General features: G+C 69.2%; 20 protein-coding genes and 1 riboswitch. Of the genes, 12 read left to right on the forward strand and 8 right to left on the reverse strand.

Features of this window, described 5'->3' with window-relative positions; genetic code table 11:
• Positions 1–40 precede the first annotated feature (40 nt).
• Together DSC_RS05440 and gorA are read left to right on the forward strand one after the other, a co-directional pair.
• On the forward strand, positions 41–1,279 hold the full coding sequence (locus tag DSC_RS05440; protein WP_014160138.1) for a DUF418 domain-containing protein: 1,239 nt from the start codon (positions 41–43) through the stop codon (positions 1,277–1,279).
• 127 nt (positions 1,280–1,406) lie between these two features.
• A complete protein-coding gene (gorA, locus tag DSC_RS05445; protein WP_014160139.1) occupies positions 1,407–2,771 on the forward strand; it encodes a glutathione-disulfide reductase in 1,365 nt (454 codons plus the stop codon).
• A gap of 250 nt (positions 2,772–3,021) precedes the next feature.
• On the opposite strand, the gene DSC_RS05450 is transcribed toward gorA, so the two are convergent.
• The 5 genes from DSC_RS05450 to DSC_RS05470 all read right to left on the reverse strand — a co-directional run bounded on the left by DSC_RS05450 (position 3,022) and on the right by DSC_RS05470 (position 8,645).
• Positions 3,022–4,602 (reverse strand): DHA2 family efflux MFS transporter permease subunit, encoded by a 1,581-nt coding sequence (locus tag DSC_RS05450; RefSeq protein WP_014160140.1) that lies wholly within the window; start codon positions 4,600–4,602, stop codon positions 3,022–3,024.
• A gap of 11 nt (positions 4,603–4,613) precedes the next feature.
• Positions 4,614–5,816 carry an HlyD/EmrA/EmrK family protein gene (locus DSC_RS05455; RefSeq protein WP_014160141.1) on the reverse strand — a complete coding sequence of 401 codons (1,203 nt, stop codon included), beginning with the start codon at positions 5,814–5,816 and terminating at the stop codon, positions 4,614–4,616.
• Positions 5,813–7,288: an efflux transporter outer membrane subunit gene (locus DSC_RS05460; protein ID WP_014160142.1), complete on the reverse strand. Its 1,476-nt coding sequence runs from the start codon at positions 7,286–7,288 to the stop codon at positions 5,813–5,815. The genes DSC_RS05455 and DSC_RS05460 overlap by 4 nt, the downstream gene beginning before the upstream one ends.
• Before the next feature lie 2 nt (positions 7,289–7,290).
• The gene (locus DSC_RS05465; protein ID WP_014160143.1) at positions 7,291–7,752 is read right to left on the reverse strand and encodes a MarR family winged helix-turn-helix transcriptional regulator; all 462 of its coding nucleotides are present in this window, start codon (positions 7,750–7,752) and stop codon (positions 7,291–7,293) included.
• A 98-nt stretch (positions 7,753–7,850) separates the two neighbouring features.
• Entirely contained in the window at positions 7,851–8,645 is a 795-nt protein-coding gene (locus tag DSC_RS05470) for a cytochrome C assembly family protein (protein WP_014160144.1), read from the reverse strand.
• Between the two features lie 122 nt (positions 8,646–8,767).
• Here DSC_RS05470 and ffh point away from each other — a divergent pair, with 122 nt between their 5' ends.
• The 10 genes from ffh (at position 8,768) to DSC_RS05515 (ending at position 15,767) form a co-directional block, all read left to right on the forward strand.
• On the forward strand, positions 8,768–10,150 hold the full coding sequence (gene ffh / locus DSC_RS05475; protein WP_014160145.1) for a signal recognition particle protein: 1,383 nt from the start codon (positions 8,768–8,770) through the stop codon (positions 10,148–10,150).
• A 7-nt stretch (positions 10,151–10,157) separates the two neighbouring features.
• On the forward strand, positions 10,158–11,228 hold the full coding sequence (locus DSC_RS05480; protein ID WP_014160146.1) for an NAD(P)H-dependent flavin oxidoreductase: 1,071 nt from the start codon (positions 10,158–10,160) through the stop codon (positions 11,226–11,228).
• The gene (locus DSC_RS05485; protein WP_014160147.1) at positions 11,225–12,031 is read left to right on the forward strand and encodes an aminotransferase class IV; all 807 of its coding nucleotides are present in this window, start codon (positions 11,225–11,227) and stop codon (positions 12,029–12,031) included. Before DSC_RS05480 ends, DSC_RS05485 begins: the two co-directional genes overlap by 4 nt.
• A 120-nt stretch (positions 12,032–12,151) precedes the next feature.
• Positions 12,152–12,415 carry a 30S ribosomal protein S16 gene (rpsP, locus tag DSC_RS05490; protein ID WP_014160148.1) on the forward strand — a complete coding sequence of 88 codons (264 nt, stop codon included), beginning with the start codon at positions 12,152–12,154 and terminating at the stop codon, positions 12,413–12,415.
• 43 nt (positions 12,416–12,458) lie between these two features.
• On the forward strand, positions 12,459–12,974 hold the full coding sequence (rimM, locus tag DSC_RS05495) for a ribosome maturation factor RimM (protein ID WP_014160149.1): 516 nt from the start codon (positions 12,459–12,461) through the stop codon (positions 12,972–12,974).
• Between the two features lie 263 nt (positions 12,975–13,237).
• Positions 13,238–14,005, forward strand: coding sequence for a tRNA (guanosine(37)-N1)-methyltransferase TrmD (gene trmD / locus DSC_RS05500; protein ID WP_014160150.1), 768 nt, complete (start codon positions 13,238–13,240; stop codon positions 14,003–14,005).
• Positions 14,006–14,325: 320 nt separating this feature from the next.
• Positions 14,326–14,742: a 50S ribosomal protein L19 gene (gene rplS / locus DSC_RS05505; RefSeq protein ID WP_043290427.1), complete on the forward strand. Its 417-nt coding sequence runs from the start codon at positions 14,326–14,328 to the stop codon at positions 14,740–14,742.
• Between the two features lie 36 nt (positions 14,743–14,778).
• The gene (locus DSC_RS05510) at positions 14,779–15,159 is read left to right on the forward strand and encodes a hypothetical protein (RefSeq protein WP_147475053.1); all 381 of its coding nucleotides are present in this window, start codon (positions 14,779–14,781) and stop codon (positions 15,157–15,159) included.
• Positions 15,160–15,213: 54 nt separating this feature from the next.
• Positions 15,214–15,366, forward strand: a complete 153-nt coding sequence (locus tag DSC_RS16845) for a hypothetical protein (RefSeq protein ID WP_158308229.1) — start codon at positions 15,214–15,216, stop codon at positions 15,364–15,366.
• Positions 15,363–15,767 carry an RNA-binding S4 domain-containing protein gene (locus tag DSC_RS05515; protein ID WP_014160153.1) on the forward strand — a complete coding sequence of 135 codons (405 nt, stop codon included), beginning with the start codon at positions 15,363–15,365 and terminating at the stop codon, positions 15,765–15,767. The genes DSC_RS16845 and DSC_RS05515 overlap by 4 nt, the downstream gene beginning before the upstream one ends.
• A 671-nt stretch (positions 15,768–16,438) precedes the next feature.
• Here the strand turns inward: DSC_RS05515 and pnuC are convergent.
• The 3 genes from pnuC to DSC_RS05530 form a co-directional block, all read right to left on the reverse strand.
• Positions 16,439–17,020 carry a nicotinamide riboside transporter PnuC gene (gene pnuC, locus DSC_RS05520; protein ID WP_014160154.1) on the reverse strand — a complete coding sequence of 194 codons (582 nt, stop codon included), beginning with the start codon at positions 17,018–17,020 and terminating at the stop codon, positions 16,439–16,441.
• On the reverse strand, positions 17,017–19,191 hold the full coding sequence (locus DSC_RS05525) for a TonB-dependent siderophore receptor (protein ID WP_014160155.1): 2,175 nt from the start codon (positions 19,189–19,191) through the stop codon (positions 17,017–17,019). Before DSC_RS05525 ends, pnuC begins: the two co-directional genes overlap by 4 nt.
• A 73-nt stretch (positions 19,192–19,264) precedes the next feature.
• Positions 19,265–19,360, reverse strand: a riboswitch (TPP riboswitch).
• Between the two features lie 42 nt (positions 19,361–19,402).
• A complete protein-coding gene (locus tag DSC_RS05530) occupies positions 19,403–20,539 on the reverse strand; it encodes a phosphotransferase enzyme family protein (RefSeq protein ID WP_043291002.1) in 1,137 nt (378 codons plus the stop codon).
• Positions 20,540–20,617: the final 78 nt, after the last annotated feature.

Genomic DNA, 20,617 nt, shown 5'->3' on the forward strand with positions numbered 1-20,617 from the left:
GGCTCGCTGGCGCGGGCCGTCTTCGTCTGCGCCGGTCGCGATGAGGGCGGACACGCGCGCGGGGCAGCCGGCCGCGCCGCTGCCGCCGATGGCACGCGTGGCGGCGCTGGACGTGCTGCGCGGGCTGGCCCTGCTGGGGATCTTGCTGATGAACCTGGAAGGCTTTGCCGGCCCGCCGGCGCAGATGGGCACCGGGATCGACCCGGCCTGGCGGGGCCTGGACCGCTGGGCCGATGCAGCAATCTACGTGCTGGTTCAGGGCAAGTTCGTCGCGCTGTTCTCTTTGCTGTTCGGCGCGGGCTTTGCGGCGATGGCTGCGCGCGCCGAGGGTGAAGGCTGGCCGCTGAGCCAGGTCTGGTTACGGCGCTGCATCGGACTGCTGCTGATCGGGTTGGCGCACGCGCTGCTGCTGTGGTCCGGCGACATCCTGGTGACCTACGCGCTGTGCGGACTGGTGCTGCTGGCCTTTCGCGAAGTGCTGGGCGGACTGCTGGCGTGGGTCGGGGCAGGGGTGTTCCTGATCCCGGCCGGTGTGTCGTTGCTGGCCGGACTGGCCGAACCGGCGCTGGCCGGCTCGGCGCAGTGGCAGCACGCACTGCAGGCACAGGCCGCGCACGTGGCCGAAGTGACCCGTGCGCAGGTGCTGGCCTACGGGCACGGCGACTTCGCGATGGCCACCGCCCAGCGCCTGCGCGACCTGGGCCAGAGCCTGAGCGTGTTGCCCATCACCGGTGCGCAGGTACTGGGGCTGTTCCTGATCGGACCGTGGCTGGGCCAGGTGCTGGCCCGGCCGCAGGCGCATGCGCGCGCGCTGGCGTGGATGCGCCAGGGCGCCTTGCCGCTCGGGCTTGGCATGACCCTGGTGTCGGTGTGGCTGGCGCCGTGGATCGCGCCCGGCCGTGCCGATCTGCGCGCCGGCCTGGCGGCGGCCCTGATGCTGGCGGCCAGCCTGCCGCTGTGCCTGGGTTATATCGGCTGGACCCTGCGCTGGCTGGCACATCCGGCCTCGGCGCGGCTGGCTGGTCTGCTGGCCGCGGCCGGGCGCCTGGCATTGAGCAACTACCTGCTGCAGTCGCTGGTGTGTGTGGGGGTGTTCTATGGCTATGGAATGGGGGCCTTCGGACTGGGGCGCGCCTGGCAGGTGGCGTTGGGCTTCGGCTTGTTTGCGCTGCAGCTGCTGGTGAGCCGCTGGTGGCTGGCACGTGCAGCGATGGGGCCGGCCGAATGGCTGCTGCGCGCCGCCGCCTATGCGCGTGCGCCGGGGCGCCGCGCCAGCTGACCTCCCGCGCGCCAGGCGCGGTCGGTCGGCGCGATCCTCACTTCCTTCGATCGCCCTGCACGGCATGCTGGAGCGACAACGGCGGGCCTCGGTTCGCTGCGGGTTTTCATTCGATGGAGTGGTGTAGATGCCTCAGCGCGACAACAGCCAGTACGACCTGATCGTCATCGGGGCTGGGTCGGGCGGCCTGGCCGGCGCCTTCCGTGCAGCCGAATATGGCGCCAGCGTCGCGATCCTGGACCCGGGTGAACTGGGCGGCACCTGCGTCAACGTCGGCTGCGTGCCGAAGAAGGCGATGTGGCTGGCGGCCGAGCTGGGCCGGCACGTCGAGATGGCCGCCGACCTGGGCTTCAGGGTGCATGGCGGGCCGCTGGACTGGCAGGAGTTCGTCGTCCACCGCCAGCGCTACATCGCCGGTATCCACGACAGCTACCGCAAGCGCCTGGCGAAGGCCGACATCATGCGCATCCCCTCGCGCGGCACCCTGGTGCCGGGCGGGGTGCGCTGCGAGGACGGCCTGGACCTGAAGGCCAGGCACGTGCTGCTTGCCACCGGTGGCCATCCGCTGCGACCGCAGATCCCGGGCGCGGAACTGGCGATCGATTCGGACGGCTTCTTCAACCTGTGTTCGGCGCCGCCGCGGGTGGCCATCATCGGCGGCGGCTACATTGCCGTGGAGCTGGCCGGTGTGTTGCAGGCGCTGGGCAGCCAGGTCGAACTGTTCGTGCGCGGGCCATGCCTGCTGCAGTCCTTCGACCGCGACCTGACCCTGCAGCTGGCCGAGAACCTGCGCCAGGGCGGCATTGGCCTGTTCTTCGACACCGAGGTCACTGCGCTGGAAAAAGCCGGCCAACAGACCTGCGTGGTCACCGATACCGGGCCGGTGCCGGGTGGCTATGACTGCGTGATCTTCGCCACCGGGCGCGCGCCCAACACGCGCGAGCTCGGGCTGGAGGCGGTTGGCGTGGCCACCGACACCCACGGCTCGGTGCAGGTGGACTGCTGGCAGGACACCACTGTCCAAGGCGTCCACGCGATCGGCGACGTCACCGACGTCGGCGTGGCGCTGACGCCGGTGGCCATTGCCGCGGCCCGCCGGCTGATGGATCGCCTCTTCGGCCACAAGCCGCAGGCCCGGCTCGACTACGCCAACATCCCCAGCGTGGTGTTCTCGCATCCGCCGATGGGCAGCGTCGGAATGACCGAAAAACAGGCCCGCGCCGAGCATGGCGATGACACGGTGCGGGTGTTCGCCACGACCTTCAGGCCGATGCTCCACGCGCTGGCCGACACGCCCCAGCACAGCCTGTTCAAGCTGGTCTGCGTCGGTGATGAAAAGCGCGTGGTCGGCGTGCACCTGATGGGCGAGAACGCCGACGAGATCCTGCAGGGGTTTGCGCTGGCGGTGAAGCTGGGCGCCACCCTGGACGACCTGCACGACACCGTGGCGATCCATCCCACCAGCGCCGAGGAATTGGTGCTGCTGCGCTGAAGCCAGGTGGCAGACCCTGCGGCAATCGGGAAGGGCCGTATCGCAGCGGCCCTCAGTCTGCGGACCAAGCAGATGTGGGAGCCGCTTCAGCGGCGAAAGGGCTCTCCCGGGAAAGCTCCATCGCCGCTGAAGCGGCTCCCATCGGAGCGGTGTTGATCCCTCGTGGCGACAGGCCATGGAGTCTGGCAGCAACCAGGGGTACGCACTGCAGCGCCCCGTTCCCGTTGTGCGTGCTGCAAATCCCGGAAGGTCAGTGCCCGGCCGCGGCCCCGGTGCCGGCCTTGGCCGCGAACGGCGGCCGGGCAAACCACACGAACACGATCACGCCCAGGAAGATCCAGCCCAGCAGGTAGAAGATCTCGTTGAAGCCGATCTGCAAGGCCTGCTGGCCGATCATCTGATTGAGCATCACTGCCCCGGCCTGGGGATCGCCGTGGCCGAGCTGGTACACGGTCTGCTGCATGGCCGGGTCGTAGGCGCTGATATGTTCGGTCAGCTCGGCGTGGTGGATGGTGGTGCGCCGGTTCCAGGCCCAGGTGGTCAGCGAGGCGGCGAAACTGCCGCCCAGGGTGCGCACGAAGGTGGCCAGGCCCGACCCTGCGGAGATCTCGTGCGGCTCCAGATCCGAGAGCAGGATGGTCAGCACCGGCATGAAGAACAGCGCCACGCCCAGGCCCTGGATCAGCTGGATTTCGGCCACCCGGCCGAAGTTCACCTCCAGGTTGAAGCCCGAACGCAGGAAGCTGGTCGCGGCCATCACCACGAACGCCACGCTGGCCAGCACGCGCAGGTCGAAGCGGTGGGCGTACTTGCCCACGAACGGGGTCAGGATCACCGGCAGCAGGCCGATCGGCGCGGTGGCAAGGCCAGCCCAGATCGGCGTGTAGCCCATGTTGCGCTGCAGCCACAGCGGGACCAGCAGGCTGATCGAAAAGAATGCCGAATAGGCCATCACCAGCGCCAGCGTGCCGGCGGCGAAGTTGCGGTGGCGGAACAGGCGCAGGTTGACGATCGGGTCCTTCTCGGTCAGTTCCCAGATCACGAACACGCTCAGCGCGATCGCCGCCACGATGGCCAGGATCACGATCCTGTGCGAGTTGAACCAGTCCTCGTCGTTGCCCAGGTCGAGCATGATCTGCAGCGCGCCCACGCCCAGCACCAGCGTGGCCAGGCCGATGTAGTCCATCTTCGGCGTTTCCAGCTTTTCCGGACGTCCCTTCATCTGCCGCCCGACCACGATGCTGGCGAAGATGCCGATGGGAATGTTGATGAAGAAGATCCATTCCCAGCTGTAGTTGTCGGTGATCCAGCCGCCCAGGATCGGCCCGGCGATCGGCGCCACCACCGTGACCATCGCCAGCAGGGCGATGGCCTGCCCGCGTTTCTGCGGTGGATAGATCGAGATCAGCAGCGCCTGGGTCACCGGGTACATCGGCCCGGCGACGAAGCCCTGCAGCGCCCGGGCCACCACCAGCAGGCCCATCGAGTTGGCGATGCCGCACAGGAACGAGGCGATCACGAAGGCCAGCGTGGCCCAGGTGAACAGCCTGACCTCGCCGAAGCGGCGGGTCAGGTAACCGGTCAGCGGCAGGGCGATGGCGTTGCTCACCGCAAAGGAGGTGATGACCCAGGTGGCCTGGTTGGCGCTGGCGCCCAGGTTGCCGGAGATGGTGGGCAGCGAGACGTTGGCGATGGTGGTGTCCAGCACCTGCATGAAGGATGCAAGCGCCAGGCCGACCGTGCACAGGGCCATGTTCGGCGGCCGGAACGGCGCGGCCGCCGGCTGTGGAGCGGCCCTGGGGCCGCCGGCGTCGTCGGCAATGGTGGACATCTGCGGCGTCCTCAGTGGCTCTGGGACGATGCGGGCAGGTTCTGCGCGATGATCGAGGCGATCAGCCGGTCGGCATCGGCCAGCTGCTGCGCGTAGGCCGCGGTGGTCATCAACGGCCTGGCATCGGCGCGGTCCTGGCGCGCCGGGGCCAGCACCGGGCCGCTCTGGTCCTTGAGGTTGACATTGACGTCCATGCTCAGGCCGATGCGCAGCGGATGCTCGCGCAGCTGCCCGGGGTCCAGGGTGATCTTCACCGGCAGACGCTGGACGATCTTGATCCAGTTGCCGCTGGCGTTCTGCGCCGGCAGCAGCGAGAACGCACTGCCGGTGCCCATGCCCAGGCTGTCCACCGTCCCTGCGTAGGTGACCTCATCGCCGTACAGATCGGCATGCACCTGTACCGGCTGGCCGATGCGCATCTTGCCCAGCTGGGTTTCCTTGAAGTTGGCTTCCACCCAGAGCTGGTCGATCGGCACGATGGTCATCAGCGTGGTGCCCGGCTGGACCTGCTGGCCCAGCTGCACGCTGCGCTGGGCCACATAGCCGGAGACCGGTGCCACGATCGCCACACGCTGCAGGTTCAGGTAGGCCTGGCGCAGCTGCGAGGCCGCAGCCTGCACCTGCGGGGCCTTGCCCACGGTGGTGGCATCGACCAGCGCGCGGCTGCGCTGCAGGCCGCCGCGCGCAGCGCCCAGGGCCGCCTCGGCCGAGGCCAGGACATCGCGGGCATGGGCCAGTTCCTCGCGCGAGACCGCACCGCTGGCCACCAGGCCTTGGCGGCGCTTGACGTCGGCCCGGGCCTGATCGACCGCGACCTGGCGCGCGCGCAGGTCCGACTCGCCGGACTGGACATCGCTGAACAGGCCGCGCACCTGGCGCACGGTCGCGCCCAGGTTGGCCACGGCCTGGTCGTAGCTGACCTGGGCATCATTGGGATCCAGGTGCACCAGCGCCTGGCCGGCCTCGACCTTCATGCCGTCGTCGGCATCGATGCTGACCACCGTGCCCATGGTCTGCGGCACGATCGAAACGATGTTGCCGTCCACATAGGCGTCGTCGGTGGACTGGTGCCAGCGGCCGTACAGCAGCGCGTAGGCCAGCCAGCCCAGGCCGGCCACGAGCACCACGGCCACCAGGATCAGCAGCGCGCGCCTGCGGTGGTTCTTCTGCGGTGGCGTGGCGGCCGCTGCGGGAGGTGGGGTCTGCGTGTTCATGGGCTGGTTTCGGCGGTGAGGTTGGAAGAAGGGACGGTCAGCGGCAGGCCGCCGCCGAGGGCCTGGTCGAGGTCGACCACGGCGGCGTAGCGCTGCGCATGCAGGCCAGCCAGCTGCTGTTCAAGCTGCAGCAGCGGGCGCTGCGCGGCCAGGACCTCCAGCTGGGTGCCAAGGCCGGCGTCGTAGCGGCTGCTGGCCAGGACAAAGGCCTTCTGCGCCGCGTCGCGGGCCTGGTCGATGGAGGCGATCTGCGTGTCCAGCGAACGGGCGGTCTGCACCGCATCGGCGACTTCGCGCATGGCCCCGACCAGGGACTGGTTGTAGTCGGCCACGGCCAGGTCGTACTGCGCCTGGGCGCTGTCCAGGTTGGCGCGCAGGCGGCCGCCGTCGAAGATCGGCAGACTGATCGCCGGCCCACCGAAGACCAGGGCCGAGTCGTTCTCGAACAGGTCCGACAGATGGGCCGAGGCCAGGCCGGCGATCACGCTGAGATTGACGCTGGGCTTGAACGCGGCCTGGCGCGCGTCGATCCCGCGGTTGGCCGCTTCCACCCGCCAGCGCGCGGCCACCACATCGGCGCGGTGGCCGAGCAGTTCGCTGGGCAGCACGCCGGGCACGGCCGGGGCCGGCGCCTGCAGCAGGCGCGGCTGGGTGATCGACTGGCCGCGGTCCGGGCCCTTGCCCAGCAGTGCGGCCAGGGCGTTGTGCAGCAGGGTGATCTGGTGCCCGGCGGCCTGTTCCTGCTGGCGCGCGGCGGCGATCGTGCTTTCGGCCTGGCGCAGCTGCAGGTCGTTGTCCAGGCCAGCGTCCACGCGCTGCTGGCTGAGCTCGCGCAGTTGGATGGAGCGGTCCATCTCGCGCCGGGCCACGTCCAATGCTTCATGGGCCTGTGAAAGCGAAATGTAGGTGCGGGCGATGTTGGCCGACAGGGCCAGGCGTGCGGCCTGCGCATCGACCTCGCTCGCCCGGGTCTGGCCGACGGCCGCTTCCCAGGCGGCGCGCTGGCCGCCCCACAGGTCCGGGGCCCAGCTGAAGTCGAGCCTGAGCACGTTGCTCCACCTCAGATCGCCGCCGAGATCTTCCCCGGCCAGGCCCTCGGGCAGCTGCACGCCGCTGTGCTGGGCCGAAGCATCCAGGGTGGGCCTGCGCTGGGCATCGGCCAGTCCGGCCTGGGCCCGGGCCTGGCGCAGGCGTGCGTCGGCAGCGGCCAGCGACGGGCTGCCGGCCAGGCCTTCGTTGATCAGGCTGTCCAGCTGCGGGTCGCCCAGCGTCTTCCACCAGTCCTGCTGCGGGAAGGCGGCGGCGCTGAAGGCGTCCTTGCCCAGGCTCTGGCGGGCGCTGAGGGTGTCGGCATCGAGCGCCTGGCCGGTGGCGGTCAGGCCATGGCTGCTCGCGCAGCCGACCAGGGCCAGGGCCCAGGCCAGCGACACGGTGAGCCTGCCGGGCAGGCGCGTGGAAACAGGCGTGGACATGGTCAATCGGTCTCGGAGGTGAGGTTGTCGCGGGCCAGCTGGAGCAGGCGCATGAGTTCGCTGGCTTCGGTTTCGGACATGCCGGCGGTGGCCCGCTGGAGGATGCGCTGGCCGCACAGGTGGATGTCCTGCCAGATGCCATGGCCGGCATCGGTCAGGTGGATGTGCAGGGCCCGGCGGTCGCCCGGATCAGCCTGGCGCACGACCAGGCCGCGTGCTTCCAGCCGGTCCAGCAGGCGGGTCATCGCGCCGGGGTGGACCTCGGCGGCACGGGCCAGGTCGGTGACGCTGGCCATGCCGCCGGCCAACCTCTTGAGGGTGATGAACTGGCTGAAGGTCAGATCGTGGCCGGTGGCGGCCAGCTCCTTCTCCAGGGCTTGCCAGACGGCTTCACGCACCTGGCGAATGAGCAGGCCAAGCGAGGCACCGCTGGCAGGCGCGGCGAGGGACGCGGGGGGTTTCATGGCGCGGCATGATCTGCGCCCACGAAATAACTGTCAATGCAATTATTGTCTCGGCAGCAGAATGACGCGTCGCATCATTCTGCTGACAGAACGGTCAGCTACAGGGTGCGATGCAGGATCAGTTCCAGCACCGCCTTGCTGCCGAAGAACGCCAACAGCAGCAGCGCCATCGCCACCAGGGTCCAGCGCACCGCCTTGGGCCCGCGCCAGCCACGCCGCCAGCGGCCCAGCAGCAGCCCGCCGAACACCAGCCACGACAGCACGCTCAGCACGGTCTTGTGGATCAGGTGCTGGGCGAACAGGTTCTCCACGAACAGCGTCCCGGTCAGCAGGGTCGCGGTCAGCAGCGTGAAGCCGACCCCGATCGTGCGGAACAGCAGGGTCTCCAGTTCGGTCATCGGCGGCATCGCGCGCAGCCAGCTGTGGAATTCGCGCCGGCGCAGGGCCCGTTCCTGGACCCACAGCATGATCGCCAGCAGCGCCGCCACGGCCAGGGCGGCATAGGCCAGCAGCGCCAGCCAGGCATGCAGCTGCAGGCGCCAGTCCAGGTGCGGTGAAGGCCGGTGCCCATAGCCGTGGTAGACCGCCAGCAGCAGCGCGGCCAGCGGAAAGGCGACCACGCCCACCGTGGCCATGCGCCCGCGCGCGCCCACCACCGCGGTCATTGCCGCCATCCCCAGGCTGACCAGCGACAGGGCCGAGAAGAAGTGCATGTCCGGCCCGCCCGGCGTGCGCCAGGCGATCCACAGGTGATAGCCGGCGTGCAGGACCAGCGCCGCCAGCGCCGGCCAGCGCCAGCTACGCGACGGGCCCGCGGCCTCGTGGCCGAGCGCGCGCACCAGTAGCACGGTCGCCAGCAGGTAGAAGACGATGGCAGCAAGGATGAAACCCATGCAAACAGTGTCGCACGCAGCCGCGCGCGGCGAGGATCATTGCCGATTGCCCATGCCGATGCGGCCCGGGCAAAACGCGCCGGATATACTGCGCGCCTGCCTTCGCCCCCCCGGTTCCTGCCATGTTCGAATCCCTGACCCAGCGCCTGTCCGGCACCATCGAGCGCCTGCGCGGCCGCGGCCGCCTGACCGAGGAAAACATCCGCGAGGCCACCCGCGAGGTGCGCATCGCGCTGCTGGAAGCCGACGTGGCCCTGCCGGTGGTCCAGGCCCTGGTCGAGCGCATCAAGGTGCGCGCGGTCGGCCAGGAAGTGCTCAAGTCGCTGACGCCGGGCCAGGCCCTGATCAAGATCGTGCGCGACGAGCTGGCCACGGTCATGGGCTCGGCCGCCTCCGACCTGAACCTCAACGTGCCGGCGCCGGCGGTGATCCTGATGGCCGGCCTGCAGGGCGCGGGCAAGACCACCACGGTGGCCAAGCTGGCCAAGCACCTGAAGGAAAAGCGCAGGAAGAAGGTGATGGTGGTGTCCGCCGACGTCTACCGCCCCGCTGCGATCGAGCAGCTCAGGACGCTGGCCCAGCAGGTCGACGTGCTGTTCTTCCCGTCCAGCGCCGAGCAGAAGCCGGTGGACATCGTCCGTGCCGCCATCGAGGACGCGCGCAGGTCCTATGCCGACGTGCTGATCGTCGATACCGCCGGCCGGCTGGCCATCGACGAAGCGATGATGGACGAGATCAAGGCGCTGCACGCAGCAGCCAGGCCGGTCGAAACCCTGTTCGTGGTCGACTCGATGACCGGCCAGGACGCGGCCACCACCGCCAAGGCCTTTTCCGAAGCGCTGCCGCTGACCGGCGTGGTCCTGACCAAGACCGACGGCGATGCCCGTGGCGGCGCGGCGCTGTCGGTGCGCTACATCACCGGCAAGCCGATCAAGTTCATCGGCGTGGGCGAAAAGCCCGACGGCCTGGACGTGTTCCACCCCGAGCGCGTGGCCAGCCGCATCCTGGACATGGGCGATGTGCTGTCGCTGGTGGAGCAGGTCGAAAGCCAGGTCGACAAGGACAAGGCCCAGAAGCTGGCCGAGAAGGTCGCCAAGGGCAAGAAGTTCGACCTCAACGACATGCGCGACCAGCTCGAGCAGATGCAGAACATGGGCGGCATCGGCGCGCTGATGGACAAGCTGCCCGGCCTGGGCCAGGTGCCCGAGCATCTGAAGCAGCAGGTTGCCGGCAACAAGGAAGTGCCACGCATGATCGCCATCATCGGTTCGATGACCAAGAAGGAGCGACGCAATCCGGCCCTGCTCAACGGCTCGCGCCGCGCCCGGATCGCCAAGGGCTCGGGCACCCAGCCTTCGGACGTGAACAAGCTGATGAAGCAGTTCACCCAGATGGAAAAGATGATGAGCAAGCTCGGCCGTGGCGGCATGAAAGGCATGATGCGCGGCATGAAGGGCATGATGGGGGCCATGGGCGGCCGCGGCGGCATGCCGCCGTTGCGTTGATGCGCTGATGGCATCGGCCGCGCGCCAGCGATCGCAGGCTTTCTGTGCGCGCTTGGGCGCACGGCTTCCGATCCTGCTGGCGCCAATGGCCGGCGCCTGTCCGGTGGCGTTGTCGGCTGCGGTGGCCAGCGCCGGCGGCATGGGCGCGATGGGTGCGGTGCTGTCCACCCCGCAGGACATCGGCGCCTGGATGGAGGATTTCCGGACCCGGTCGGATGGGCCCGCGCAGGTCAACCTGTGGCTGCCGGATCGGCCGCCGCAGCGCCACGCGCGGGCCGAGGCCGCGACGCGTGCCTTCCTGGCGCAGTGGGGGCCGGTGGTGTCCGAGCAGGCCGGCGATGCAGTGCCGGCCGATTTCCAGGAACAGTTCGACGCCACCCTGGCGGCGCGCCCGCAGGTGCTGTCCACCATCATGGGCGTGCTGCAGCCGGCCCAGGTGCAGGCGCTCAAGCGCGCCGGCATCGCCTGGTTTGCCTGTGCGACCACGCTGAAGGAGGCGCGCGCCGCGCAGGACGCTGGCGCCGATGCGGTCGTGGCCCAGGGATTCGAAGCAGGCGGGCATCGCGGTGCGTTCGATGCGGCGGCGGCCGAACGGCAGCTGGTTGGTCTGTTCGCGCTGGTGCCGCGCCTGGCCGATGCCCTGTCGGTGCCGGTGATCGCCGCTGGCGGCATCGCCGATGGGCGCGGCATCGCCGCGGCGCTGCTTCTGGGTGCCAGCGCGGTGCAGGTCGGCACTGGGTTCCTGCGCACGCCGGAAGCGGCCATCGCGCCGGCTTGGGCGCAGGCGCTGGCCGAGGCAGAACCGCAGGACACCTGGCTGACCCGGGCGTTTTCCGGACGCCTGGGGCGGGCGCTGGCCACGCCTTACGTACGCGCCGCTGCCGCGCCGGATGCGCCGGCACCGGCGCCCTATCCAGTGCAGCGTGCGCTGACCGCCGGCATGCGCAGGCAAGCCGTGCAGCAGGGTCGGATCGATGCGATGCAGGCCTGGGCCGGCCAGTCGGCGTGGATGGCGCAGGCCACGCCGGCGGCAACGCTGCTGAAGGACTGGTGGATCCAGGCCGAGGCGCTGCTGTGAGCACGCCGGCACTGTATTGCGGCAGCCGGCTGGCCGGCACCGACGAGCTGCGCGCGCTGGCGAGCGTCAACTATGGCCACTTCACCGTCATGCGCGTGCGCAACGGCGCGGTCCAGGGGCTGGATCTGCACCTGGCGCGGCTGCGGCAAGGCCATGCGGCGTTGTTCGATGCCGACTTCGACCAGGCACAGCTGCGCCATGACCTGCGCACGGTGCTGGCCGGGCAGGGCGAGGCGTCGGTGCGGATCACCGGCTTTGCGCGGGACTTCAACTACCGCGATCCCTTGCAGGCGGTGCAGCCGGCGTGGTTCATCTCGGTGGCCGCCGCGGCGCCGGTGGCCGGCGGGGCGCCGCTGTCGCTCAAGTGCTTTGCGTTCGTGCGCCCGCTACCGCAGGTCAAGCACCTGGCGACCCTGCCGCTGTTCCACTACCGGCGCCAGGCTCGCCTGGCCGGACATGACGATGCGCTCTTCATCGCAGGGCCCGGTAGCGATGCCCGGGTCGTCGAAGGCTCGCTGTGGAACATCGGCTTCTGGGACGGCACCGGTGTGCTGTGGCCGCAGGGGCCGGCCCTGCGCGGCACCTGCGAGGCCCTGCTGCAGCGCGGCCTGGACCAGCTCGGCGTGCCGCAGCGCCTGGCCGCGGTGAGCGTGGCCCAGGCCACGACCCTGGCCGCCTTTACCGCCAACGCCAGCGGGTGTGCCGGCGTGAGATCGATCGAAGGGGTGACGCTGCCTGCCGCGCCCGAGCTGCAGGACCTGCTGGCGCGCGCGCTGGCGACCCAGGCCTGGGACCTGATCTAAGGCGGGGCTGGCGTGAGGTTGGGCGGCTGAACCGCGCAAGTTTGCGTGTCGCGCGCAGCCGGCTATAATTGTCGGCTTACCGCGCCATTTCGGCGACTGGGCAACACCCGAGAAAGCACCATGGTCAAGATCCGCCTTAGCCGCGGCGGCGCCAAGAAGCGCCCCTTCTATCACATCATCGTCAGCGACGTGCGTGCTGCACGCGATGGCCGCAACATCGAGCGCGTGGGCTACTACAACCCGGTCGCCCAGGGCGCCGAGCCGCGCGTGGTGCTGGACATCGCCCGGGTCGACCATTGGCTCGGCCAGGGCGCCCAGCTGACCGACAAGGTCCGCAACCTGTACAAGGAAGCGGCCAGGCTCAACCCGCAGGCTTCGGCCTGATCGCGCCTCGGGCGCGGCTGCCAGCCGCGGCCGAAAGATCCCCATGACCGGGAACACGACGCGCCACATTCTGCTGGGCAGGGTGGTTGGCGCGTTTGGCGTGCGTGGCCAGGTCAAGATCGAATCCTGGACCGAGCCGCGCGAGGCCATCTTCCGCTACCAGCCCTGGACCCTGCGCGACGCCGCCGGCAACGCGCGTGAGCTGAGCGGTGCGCGCGGCAGGAACTCCGGCAAGCACCTGGTCGCCGATTTGCCCGGCGTGGAGGATCGCGATGCGGTCGATGCGCTGGTGGGCCTGGAAATCTCGGTGCCGCGCAGCGCGCTGCCGCCGCCCAGGCCCGACGAGTATTACTGGGTCGACTTGGAAGGCCTGCGTGTGATCAACGCCGACGGCCGCGATTTCGGCATCGTCTCGCACCTGTTTTCCACCGGCGCCAACGACGTGCTGGTGGCCAAGGGCGACAAGGAGCGGCTGATTCCGTTCGTGCAGCCCGAGTTCGTGACCGGGGTGGATTTCCAGGCCGGTGTCGTCGGCGTGGACTGGGATCCGGAGTTTTAGCGGCCAGGACCCGGGACGGCTTGCGGGACTGGGAAGAGCCGGGCTCCAGTCGGGGCATGCTTGCCTGCATGGAAAGGCGGAGGGCAGCTTCGGCTTTTCGGCCCGGAAAATAATGGACGCTTTTTCTCAAGAAGGACTTGACAGGATATCGAGGCCAAAGATCCTGCCTCCGAGTCCCGAGTCCCGAGTCCCGAGTCCCGAGTCCCGAGTCCCGAGTCCCGAGTCCCGAGTCCCGAGTCCCGAGTCCCGAGTCCCGAGCTTCCATGCGCATCGACGTCATCAGCCTGTTCCCTGAATTCATCGACCAGAGCACCGGCTTTGGCGTGGTCGGGCGCGCGCGCGAACGCGCCCTGCTGCAGCTGCAGGGCTGGAATCCGCGCGACTACGCCAGCGGCAACTATCGCCGCGTGGATGATCGTCCGTTCGGCGGCGGGCCGGGCATGGTGATGCTGATCGAGCCGCTGCGCGCCTGCCTGGAGGCCGCGCGCCAGGCCGATCCGACTCCTGCGCCGGTCCTCTACCTGAGCCCGCAGGGCCGCCCGCTGACCCAGGCGCGGGTGCGCGAACTGGCCCTGCTGCCGCGGATGATCCTGCTGTGCGGGCGCTATGAAGGCGTGGACGAGCGCTTGCTGGCGCACCAGGTCGACGAGGAGATCTCGATCGGCGACTACGTGCTGTCCGGCGGCGAACTGGCTGCCGCGGTCCTGATCGATGCGGTCACCCGGCTGCAGGAGGGCGTGCTCAACGACGCCGAATCGGCCGCCCAGGACAGCTTCGAGGGCGAGGGCGGGCTGCTGGACTGCCCGCATTTCACCCACCCGGCCAGCCACGCCTGGGGCGAGGTGCCCGAGGTGCTGCGTTCGGGCAACCACGCCGCCATCGCCCGCTGGCGGCGGCAGCAGTCGCTGGGCCGGACCTGGCTGCGGCGCCCGGAGCTGCTGGACGAGTCGGCCCTGTCACCGGCCGATCGCAAGCTGCTGGAGGCGTTCCGGCAGGAATGGGCGGCAGATGGATCGCCCGCCAAACCCTAGGAGCCTGTCGGACTTTGGCCGGCCGGGCTGCAAATCCGGCTGTGCGGTCCATATTTCCGTCGCTTCTTGCCCCATAGAACCACGATGGGGCGGCGAATCGCCGAAAATCTGTTCTCGCGCAGCCGAATTTTCGCCTCGACCGCCAAAGCCCGACAGACTCCTAGCCACGGCGGCCAATTTGTCTATAATGCGCAGTTCTCACGGCCAGCTCGGCTTGCGGGGAACCCCATAACAACAATCGTGCGGCGCAATCCTGCGAACGCATCAGTGCCTGCTGTCGAAACCCGACACGCCCACCTCAACAGATAACCGGTGCCACCATGAGCAAGTTGAACAAGTCCATCGTCGCGGAGTTCGAAGCCGCCCAGATCACCCGCGAGCTGCCGCAGTTCAGCCAGGGTGACACCATCGTGGTCAACGTGAAGGTGAAGGAAGGCAACCGCGAGCGCGTGCAGGCCTACGAAGGCGTGGTCATCGGCAAGAAGAACGCCGGCCTGAACTCGGCCTTCACCGTGCGCAAGATCTCGCACGGCTACGGCGTCGAGCGCGTGTTCCAGACCCACAGCGCGACCATCGACTCGGTCGAGGTCAAGCGCCGCGGCAAGGTCCGCGCCGGCAAGCTGTACTACCTGCGTGGCCTGCAGGGCAAGGCCGCACGCATCAAGGAAGACCTGGCTGCCGCGGCTCAGGCCAAGGTGGCCCGCCAGGCCGCTGCTTCGGCCAGCGCAGGCAAGTAAACCTGGCCACATGCGCCGCTGCGGCGGCGCTGCGCTATGCTCGAAACCCGGCGAAAGCCGGGTTTCCTGTTTTTGCTGGATCGCACAGGCGCATGCCTGCATGCAGGACGATTCCGCTCAAGGCTTGAGGTGATGGCGATGCAGCCCAATGCATTGAAGTTGCTGTGCGGCATGGCGATGCTGGCCCTGGCCGGCTGCGCCAGCACGATCGGCCAGGATGGCTCGACCGTTTCACTGGTCTGCCAGCAGCAGGCGCGCGAGGCGGCCAACCAGCCGCCGTTCCCAAAGTCGTTGCGAGACGGCAAGCATGGTCAGGAGTTTCAACAAGGCATCCGCGACGCGCAGATGTCGCGATCCTGCCAGCAGGAAGTCGATTCGCATGTCGAAGTCACCTTCAAACCCACGCACGGCAGTTGAACAGGCGCATCCGATCGTGGCATTGATGGCCTTCGGATATTCAGGAATTCATCCATGAAACTGCTGGCTTCGTCCTCCTCGGCCGCAACATTGGCCAGGTCGAGCGCCGGCACGATGGTCCGTGACCCCTGCCAGCCCAACGATTTGCCGGAATGGTCCAGCGGCAAGCGGGACACCATCAAACCCGACTTCTTCAGGAAAACATGACTGAACCGCTTGTCGCACGAACCGTCCGCCTGGATGTCTGGCTGTGGGCGGCGCGCTTCTACAAGACCCGTGTGCTGGCCAAGGATGCGGTGGCGCTGGGCAAGGTGGAGATCGGCGGCCAGCGGGCCAAGCCGGCGCGTGCGGTGCGAGTGGGCGATGTGTTGCAGGTCCAGCGCGGCGATGAACGCTTTGAGGTGACCGTGCTGGGCCTGTCCGATGTGCGCGGGCCGGCACCGGTGGCGCAGGCGCTCTACGGCGAAAGCCAGGCTTCGCAGCAGCGCCGCGCCGAGGTCCGCGCCACACGCGCTGCCGAGCGCAGCGGCTACCGCGCGCCACAGACCAAGCCGGACAAGCGCGCGCGGCGCCTGATCCAGGCGCTGGGCGACATCGACGCGTTCTGATCCGGCCTCTGGCGGCCGACGCTGCAGGGACTGGCCGGCTGCTCAGCCCGGCGCGGCAGGATCGGCCACCGGCAAGGAACAACGAAAACGTCCAGCGGTCCAGCAGGACCAGCGTCAGCATCGACGTGGTGACTGGCAGGTGCCGCCGGCTCCGCATGGTCGTGGGTCGAAGCCAGGAGCTGTTCTGCATTCGCGCCGGGCACCCCACCCCCCGCGCCGCTGGGGTTTTGCCCCCTCTCCCCCGCCTGCGGGGGAGAGGGCCGGGGTGAGGGGGATCGGGGTGATGGCCGTGCTGACGACGACACATCGCGTGCCGGAGCCGGCTGCGGTTTGCTGAGTTTCAAGCAACAAGCCCCCCCACCCAACCCTCTCCCCCGCCAGCGGGGGAGAGGGGCTTATGTGCCGCGTCGCTGGCCGGAGCCCAGGCTAGCAGCCTGTCGGGCTTTGGTGGTCGAGGCGAGAATTCGGCTGTGCGAGGTCAGATTTTCGACGGTTCGCCGGCCCATAGTGGTGCTATGGGCCAAGAAGCGGCGGAAAGATGGACCGCACAGGCGGATTCGCAGCCCGGCCGACCAAAGTCCGACAGGCTGCTAGGGGATTGACGAGGTGACAGAGAGACAGTGCAGGTGGGGGAAAGGGAGCCGAGCACCATGTCGTGAAGACCGCTGCGCCTATGCGCCGGTGGCCAGCGTGGGATCGCCGGCGCGGCGCCAATGACGCAGGCCGAGTATGGCCAGCCCGACGAAGCCCAGGTACAGCGCCGCGGTCACGTCCAGCGACTTGTACAGGTACAGCCCGGTGTAGATCACGTCCACCACGATCCACAGCCACCACGCCGCCACGTGGCGGCGTGCCTGCCACCACTGCGCCACCAGGCTGAAGGCAGTCAGTGCCGCGTCCAGCCAGGGCAGGGCGGCATCGGTGAAGGTGTGCATCACCATGCCCAGCGCCACGGCCAGGACCACGCCGCAGGCCAGGTCGCGCAGCATCGCGCGCCCCGCCAGCGGCGCAACCTGGACCAGGCCATCGCCATCCAGGTGCGCCTTCCAGCGCCACCAGCCGTAGCCGATGAAGCCGGCGAAGGCGCCCTGCAGCAGCGCATCCGAATACAGCCTGGCCTGGATGAACACCCCGGCATACAGCGCCACCGAGACCAGCCCGAGCGGCCAGCCCAGCAGGTGCCGGCGCGCGGCCAGCCAGACCGCGGCCACGCTCACCGCCGCGGCGATCCATTCCAGGGTCTGGGCGTTCACAGCGCGTAGCTCACCGACAGGCGCGCCATGCGCGGCGCGCCGGGGAACAGGTAATAGTCGCCGCCGCTGCTGCCGGTGTCGCGCCAGTAGCGGTGGTCGAACACGTTGTCCACCGACAGGCGCCAGGTCAGCGCATGGCCGCGCAGTTCGCTGCGCAGGCGCACGCCGGCGTCGAACACGCTGTAGGCCGGCGCGCGCACCGCGCCGTCGGCGGTGGCCACGTTCGGCGCGGCATAGCGCCAGCCGCCGCTGAGCGTCCAGGCCGGCGCGAACGGCAGCTGGTAGTCGGCATACACGCTGGCGCGCGCCTTGGGCACGTTGACCAGCTGGTGGCCTTGGTAGGCCGGCGTGCCGGCATCCTCGGCGCGCGCGCGCAGCACACTGGCGGTGGCGGTGACGCGCAGGTGCTCGGTGATGCGGCCGTTGGCGCTCAGTTCCAGGCCGGTATGCACCTGGTTGCCCTGCTGGACGAAGCTGTAGCCGGCGGCGCTGTCGTCGGGCCGTGCGTACTGGAACGGCTGGCTGATGCGGAACAACGCCGCGCCCAGGTCCAGGGTGTCGGTCGCGGAGAACTTGACCCCCAGCTCGAGCTGGCGCGAGACCATCGGCGGCAGGAAGCTGCCGGCATTGGAGGTCCAGTAAGGCGCTTGCTGGCCCAGCGACAGGCCCTTGCTGTAGCTCAGGTATGCGTTGAGCTGCGCGGTGGCCTGCCACAGCAGCGCGGTCTGCGGCAGGAACTTGCTCAGGCGCGTGTGCCGCTCGCGCACGCCTTCGCTGTCGTTGGCGTCTTCATCCAGGCGCACGTAGCGCCCCCCGGCCAGCCACTGCCAGCCGTTGCCCAGGCCGATGCGGTCCAGCGCGAAGACCGCGCGCTGCCTGTCGTCCAGGCGGCGCGCGGAGGGACCGGGCTGGTTGGGCGAGGGCGCGAACACCGGTACCTGCGGATCATCGATGTTGGCCGTGCCCACGTAGTCGTACACGTCCTGGCGCCGGTCCACCGTGCGCTGGAAACCGTCCACGCCAAAGGTCAGCTGATGGCTGAGCGCGCCGGTGTGGAAGCTGCCCTGCAGCTGCGCGCGCAGTTGATCGTTGACCCGGGTGTCGTCGGGGCTGCGGTAGTCGTAGATGTCGTAGTCGCCGTTGGGCGCGAAGAAGTTGCCCGGCACGCTGCCATCGGCGCACTGTGCGGCATAGAAACACCCGTAGGCGAAGGCCACGTTGTCATCGATCACGCTGCGGCTGTGGCCCAGCGCCACGCTGCCCTGCCAGGCATCGTTGAACCGGTAGCGATAGCGCGCGGTAAAGTTGCTCGAGGCGATGCCCACCGGCTGCTGCCAGGGCTGGTAGCCGAGCATCCGGGTGCGGCTGGGATGGTCGGGCAGGGCCTGGCCGCCCAGCAGCTGATAGCCGGAGACCGAGCGTTGCGCGCTGGTCTGGTAGTTGCCGTCCAGTTCGAGCCTGGCCTTGTCGCCGATCAACCAGTCGGCCGCCAGCGCATAGAAATTGCGCCGGCCATCGGCGTGCTCGACGTGGGAATGGGTGTCTTCCCAGGCCGCATTGAAGCGCAGGCCAAAGCGCGGGGTGATCCAGCGGCCCAGGTCCACCGCGGTGTAGCGCGAGCCATGCGAGTCGGTGCCAACGGTCAGCTCCTGCACCCGCGCCGGGCGCTTGGCCACGTAGTTGATGATGCCGCCAGGGGCCATGATGCCCGCGGTCAGGCCGGCTTCGCCCTTGAGGATCTCCACCTGCTGGATGTGCTCCAGGGCCAGGCGCTGCTCGCCGGCGATGGTCAGGTCGTTGAAGCGATAGCCGGTGGCTAGATCCAGCGCAAAGCCGCGGATGGCCACGTTCTGGTAATAGCCCACCGCCGCGTAGCTGTCGCCGAGCGAGGCGTCGCTGTAGACCAGCTCGCTCAACGTGCGCGGTTGGCGGTTGTCGAGCAACCCACGGCCCAGCACGTTGATCGAGGCGGGGATGTCCTTCCAGCTGCCGGGACCGAAGCTGCTCAGCTGCGGGGCGGGGGTGGTCTGTTGCTGGCCCTGCACCCGCACCGGTGCCAGCTCGGTGGCGGAAGTGTCGGTTGCCTGCGCATCGTCGGCCTGCTGGGCCTGGAGCGGCAGCGCGGTGCAAAGCAGGGAGGAAAGCAGCAGGGTGGAGCGAGAGCGGTTCATCGATTCGTCACCAGGGAGTGGCTCAGGGACGAAGCGACGGCCGCACGTGCGCACGCCTGCCACAGGCGGTGCTTGCGTGCTGCTCAAAGCTCCCTACGCCGGTACGAACCGGATCAGGTTCCAAGGGACTCTCTCAGCCTGGCAACGCCAGGCACCCCCGCTTCAGGGGTCATTTGACAACAAACCGCGGGCAATTGCACACCCGGCGTGTTCAGGCCGCCGCGCCGATCGCCTGCAGCAGGGCCTGGCCCGGCGCGGTGTGGAACCAGCGTGCATGCCCCAGCAGGAAGGTGTCGTAGGCCACCTGGGCATTGCCGGGCGAATGGGTCACGGCGTGGAAATACTCGACTTCGGACAGCGCGAACTCCACGTGCACCAGCGGCAACAGGTCGGCCAGCAGTTGCAGACGCGGTGGCTCCAGCGCCAGCACGCTGCGATAGCCCTCGATGAGTGCCAGGGCGGTGTCCAGGTGGAGCGCGTCCATGCCGCGTTCTGGCGTCAGCCAGGCGATCGCGTTGCGTTCGATCGCCGTGGCCAGGTCGAACAGCGCGCTGGTCGGCGAGGCCAGGCCGAAGTCGAGCACGCTGCTCACGCGCATGGCCGCGCCATCGTGTTGCCACAGCAGGTTGGAGACGTGCCAGTCGTTGTGCGCCCACAGGCGCGGCTCGGCGCGCAGGCGCGCGGCAAGACCGGCGTGCCAGGGCAATAGCGCATGGCGCAAGTCGGCCTGCCACTGGCGATGCTGCAGGTACGCCGCCAGGCCCGGGCGCTGGCCCAGCTGTGCGTGCAGCGCGGCAATCGGATCGTCGGCGCGCAGCAGGTCGTCGCGGGCGACCAGCAGGTGGGTGCTGCGCTGGGGCGCGCGGTAGTCGGCAGCGGCCCGGTGCAGGCGTGCCAGCATCGCCCCGGCTTCATGGGCCTGCCCAGGATCGGTCAGCGGCGTCCACGAGGCGCTCTGGCGATACAGGTCTTGGCCGATGCCGACACTGTGGACCTCATAGGTCCAATCGCCGATGGCCACCGCCGTGTGCGTGTCCCGGTCGGCAAACACCTGCACCACCGGCACGCCGTGCGCGGCCAGGTGCGCGATGAAGCGATGTTCCTCTTCCAGCTGGGCCGGGGTGCGCACGCGGGCATGGTGGCGCTTGATGAAGACCTGCCGCTGCGGCGTGCGCACCAGCGCCGCGGCCGACAGCGGGCGCGGGCTGTGCCACAGCACCGCTGCGTCGCCATGCAGGCCCGGATAGCGCCACAGCAGCTGGGCAATTTCCTGCGCGCGCAGCGGTGGCCAGTCCGGCGGCACCTCCTCGGCGCCGACGCCATGCACGCGATGGGTGGGAGCGGTCATGGCAAAACGCGCGGCGACATGGCCGGTATTGTGCGACAACGGCGCCAGAAGGCGCCGTTGTCGTGTTGCCGATGCCGT

It is taken from the genome of Pseudoxanthomonas spadix BD-a59 (assembly GCF_000233915.3).
GTDB lineage: Bacteria > Pseudomonadota > Gammaproteobacteria > Xanthomonadales > Xanthomonadaceae > Pseudoxanthomonas_A > Pseudoxanthomonas_A spadix.

What these genes read in the sequence shown, in the direction of transcription:
- gorA (WP_014160139.1), top strand. Translation starts at nt 1,407, where the DNA reads ATGCCTCAGCGCGACAACAGCCAGTACGACCTGATCGTCATCGGGGCT.
- DSC_RS05460 (WP_014160142.1), bottom strand. Translation starts at nt 7,288, where the DNA reads ATGTCCACGCCTGTTTCCACGCGCCTGCCCGGCAGGCTCACCGTGTCG.
- DSC_RS05470 (WP_014160144.1), bottom strand. Translation starts at nt 8,645, where the DNA reads ATGGGTTTCATCCTTGCTGCCATCGTCTTCTACCTGCTGGCGACCGTG.
- trmD (WP_014160150.1), top strand. Translation starts at nt 13,238, where the DNA reads ATGCGCATCGACGTCATCAGCCTGTTCCCTGAATTCATCGACCAGAGC.
- DSC_RS05480 (WP_014160146.1), top strand. Translation starts at nt 10,158, where the DNA reads ATGGCATCGGCCGCGCGCCAGCGATCGCAGGCTTTCTGTGCGCGCTTG.
- rimM (WP_014160149.1), top strand. Translation starts at nt 12,459, where the DNA reads ATGACCGGGAACACGACGCGCCACATTCTGCTGGGCAGGGTGGTTGGC.
- DSC_RS16845 (WP_158308229.1), top strand. Translation starts at nt 15,214, where the DNA reads ATGAAACTGCTGGCTTCGTCCTCCTCGGCCGCAACATTGGCCAGGTCG.
- DSC_RS05515 (WP_014160153.1), top strand. Translation starts at nt 15,363, where the DNA reads ATGACTGAACCGCTTGTCGCACGAACCGTCCGCCTGGATGTCTGGCTG.
- DSC_RS05525 (WP_014160155.1), bottom strand. Translation starts at nt 19,191, where the DNA reads ATGAACCGCTCTCGCTCCACCCTGCTGCTTTCCTCCCTGCTTTGCACC.
- DSC_RS05530 (WP_043291002.1), bottom strand. Translation starts at nt 20,539, where the DNA reads ATGACCGCTCCCACCCATCGCGTGCATGGCGTCGGCGCCGAGGAGGTG.
- DSC_RS05465 (WP_014160143.1), bottom strand. Translation starts at nt 7,752, where the DNA reads ATGAAACCCCCCGCGTCCCTCGCCGCGCCTGCCAGCGGTGCCTCGCTT.
- rpsP (WP_014160148.1), top strand. Translation starts at nt 12,152, where the DNA reads ATGGTCAAGATCCGCCTTAGCCGCGGCGGCGCCAAGAAGCGCCCCTTC.
- rplS (WP_043290427.1), top strand. Translation starts at nt 14,326, where the DNA reads ATGAGCAAGTTGAACAAGTCCATCGTCGCGGAGTTCGAAGCCGCCCAG.
- DSC_RS05450 (WP_014160140.1), bottom strand. Translation starts at nt 4,602, where the DNA reads ATGTCCACCATTGCCGACGACGCCGGCGGCCCCAGGGCCGCTCCACAG.
- ffh (WP_014160145.1), top strand. Translation starts at nt 8,768, where the DNA reads ATGTTCGAATCCCTGACCCAGCGCCTGTCCGGCACCATCGAGCGCCTG.
- DSC_RS05510 (WP_147475053.1), top strand. Translation starts at nt 14,779, where the DNA reads ATGCTCGAAACCCGGCGAAAGCCGGGTTTCCTGTTTTTGCTGGATCGC.
- DSC_RS05440 (WP_014160138.1), top strand. Translation starts at nt 41, where the DNA reads ATGAGGGCGGACACGCGCGCGGGGCAGCCGGCCGCGCCGCTGCCGCCG.
- DSC_RS05455 (WP_014160141.1), bottom strand. Translation starts at nt 5,816, where the DNA reads ATGAACACGCAGACCCCACCTCCCGCAGCGGCCGCCACGCCACCGCAG.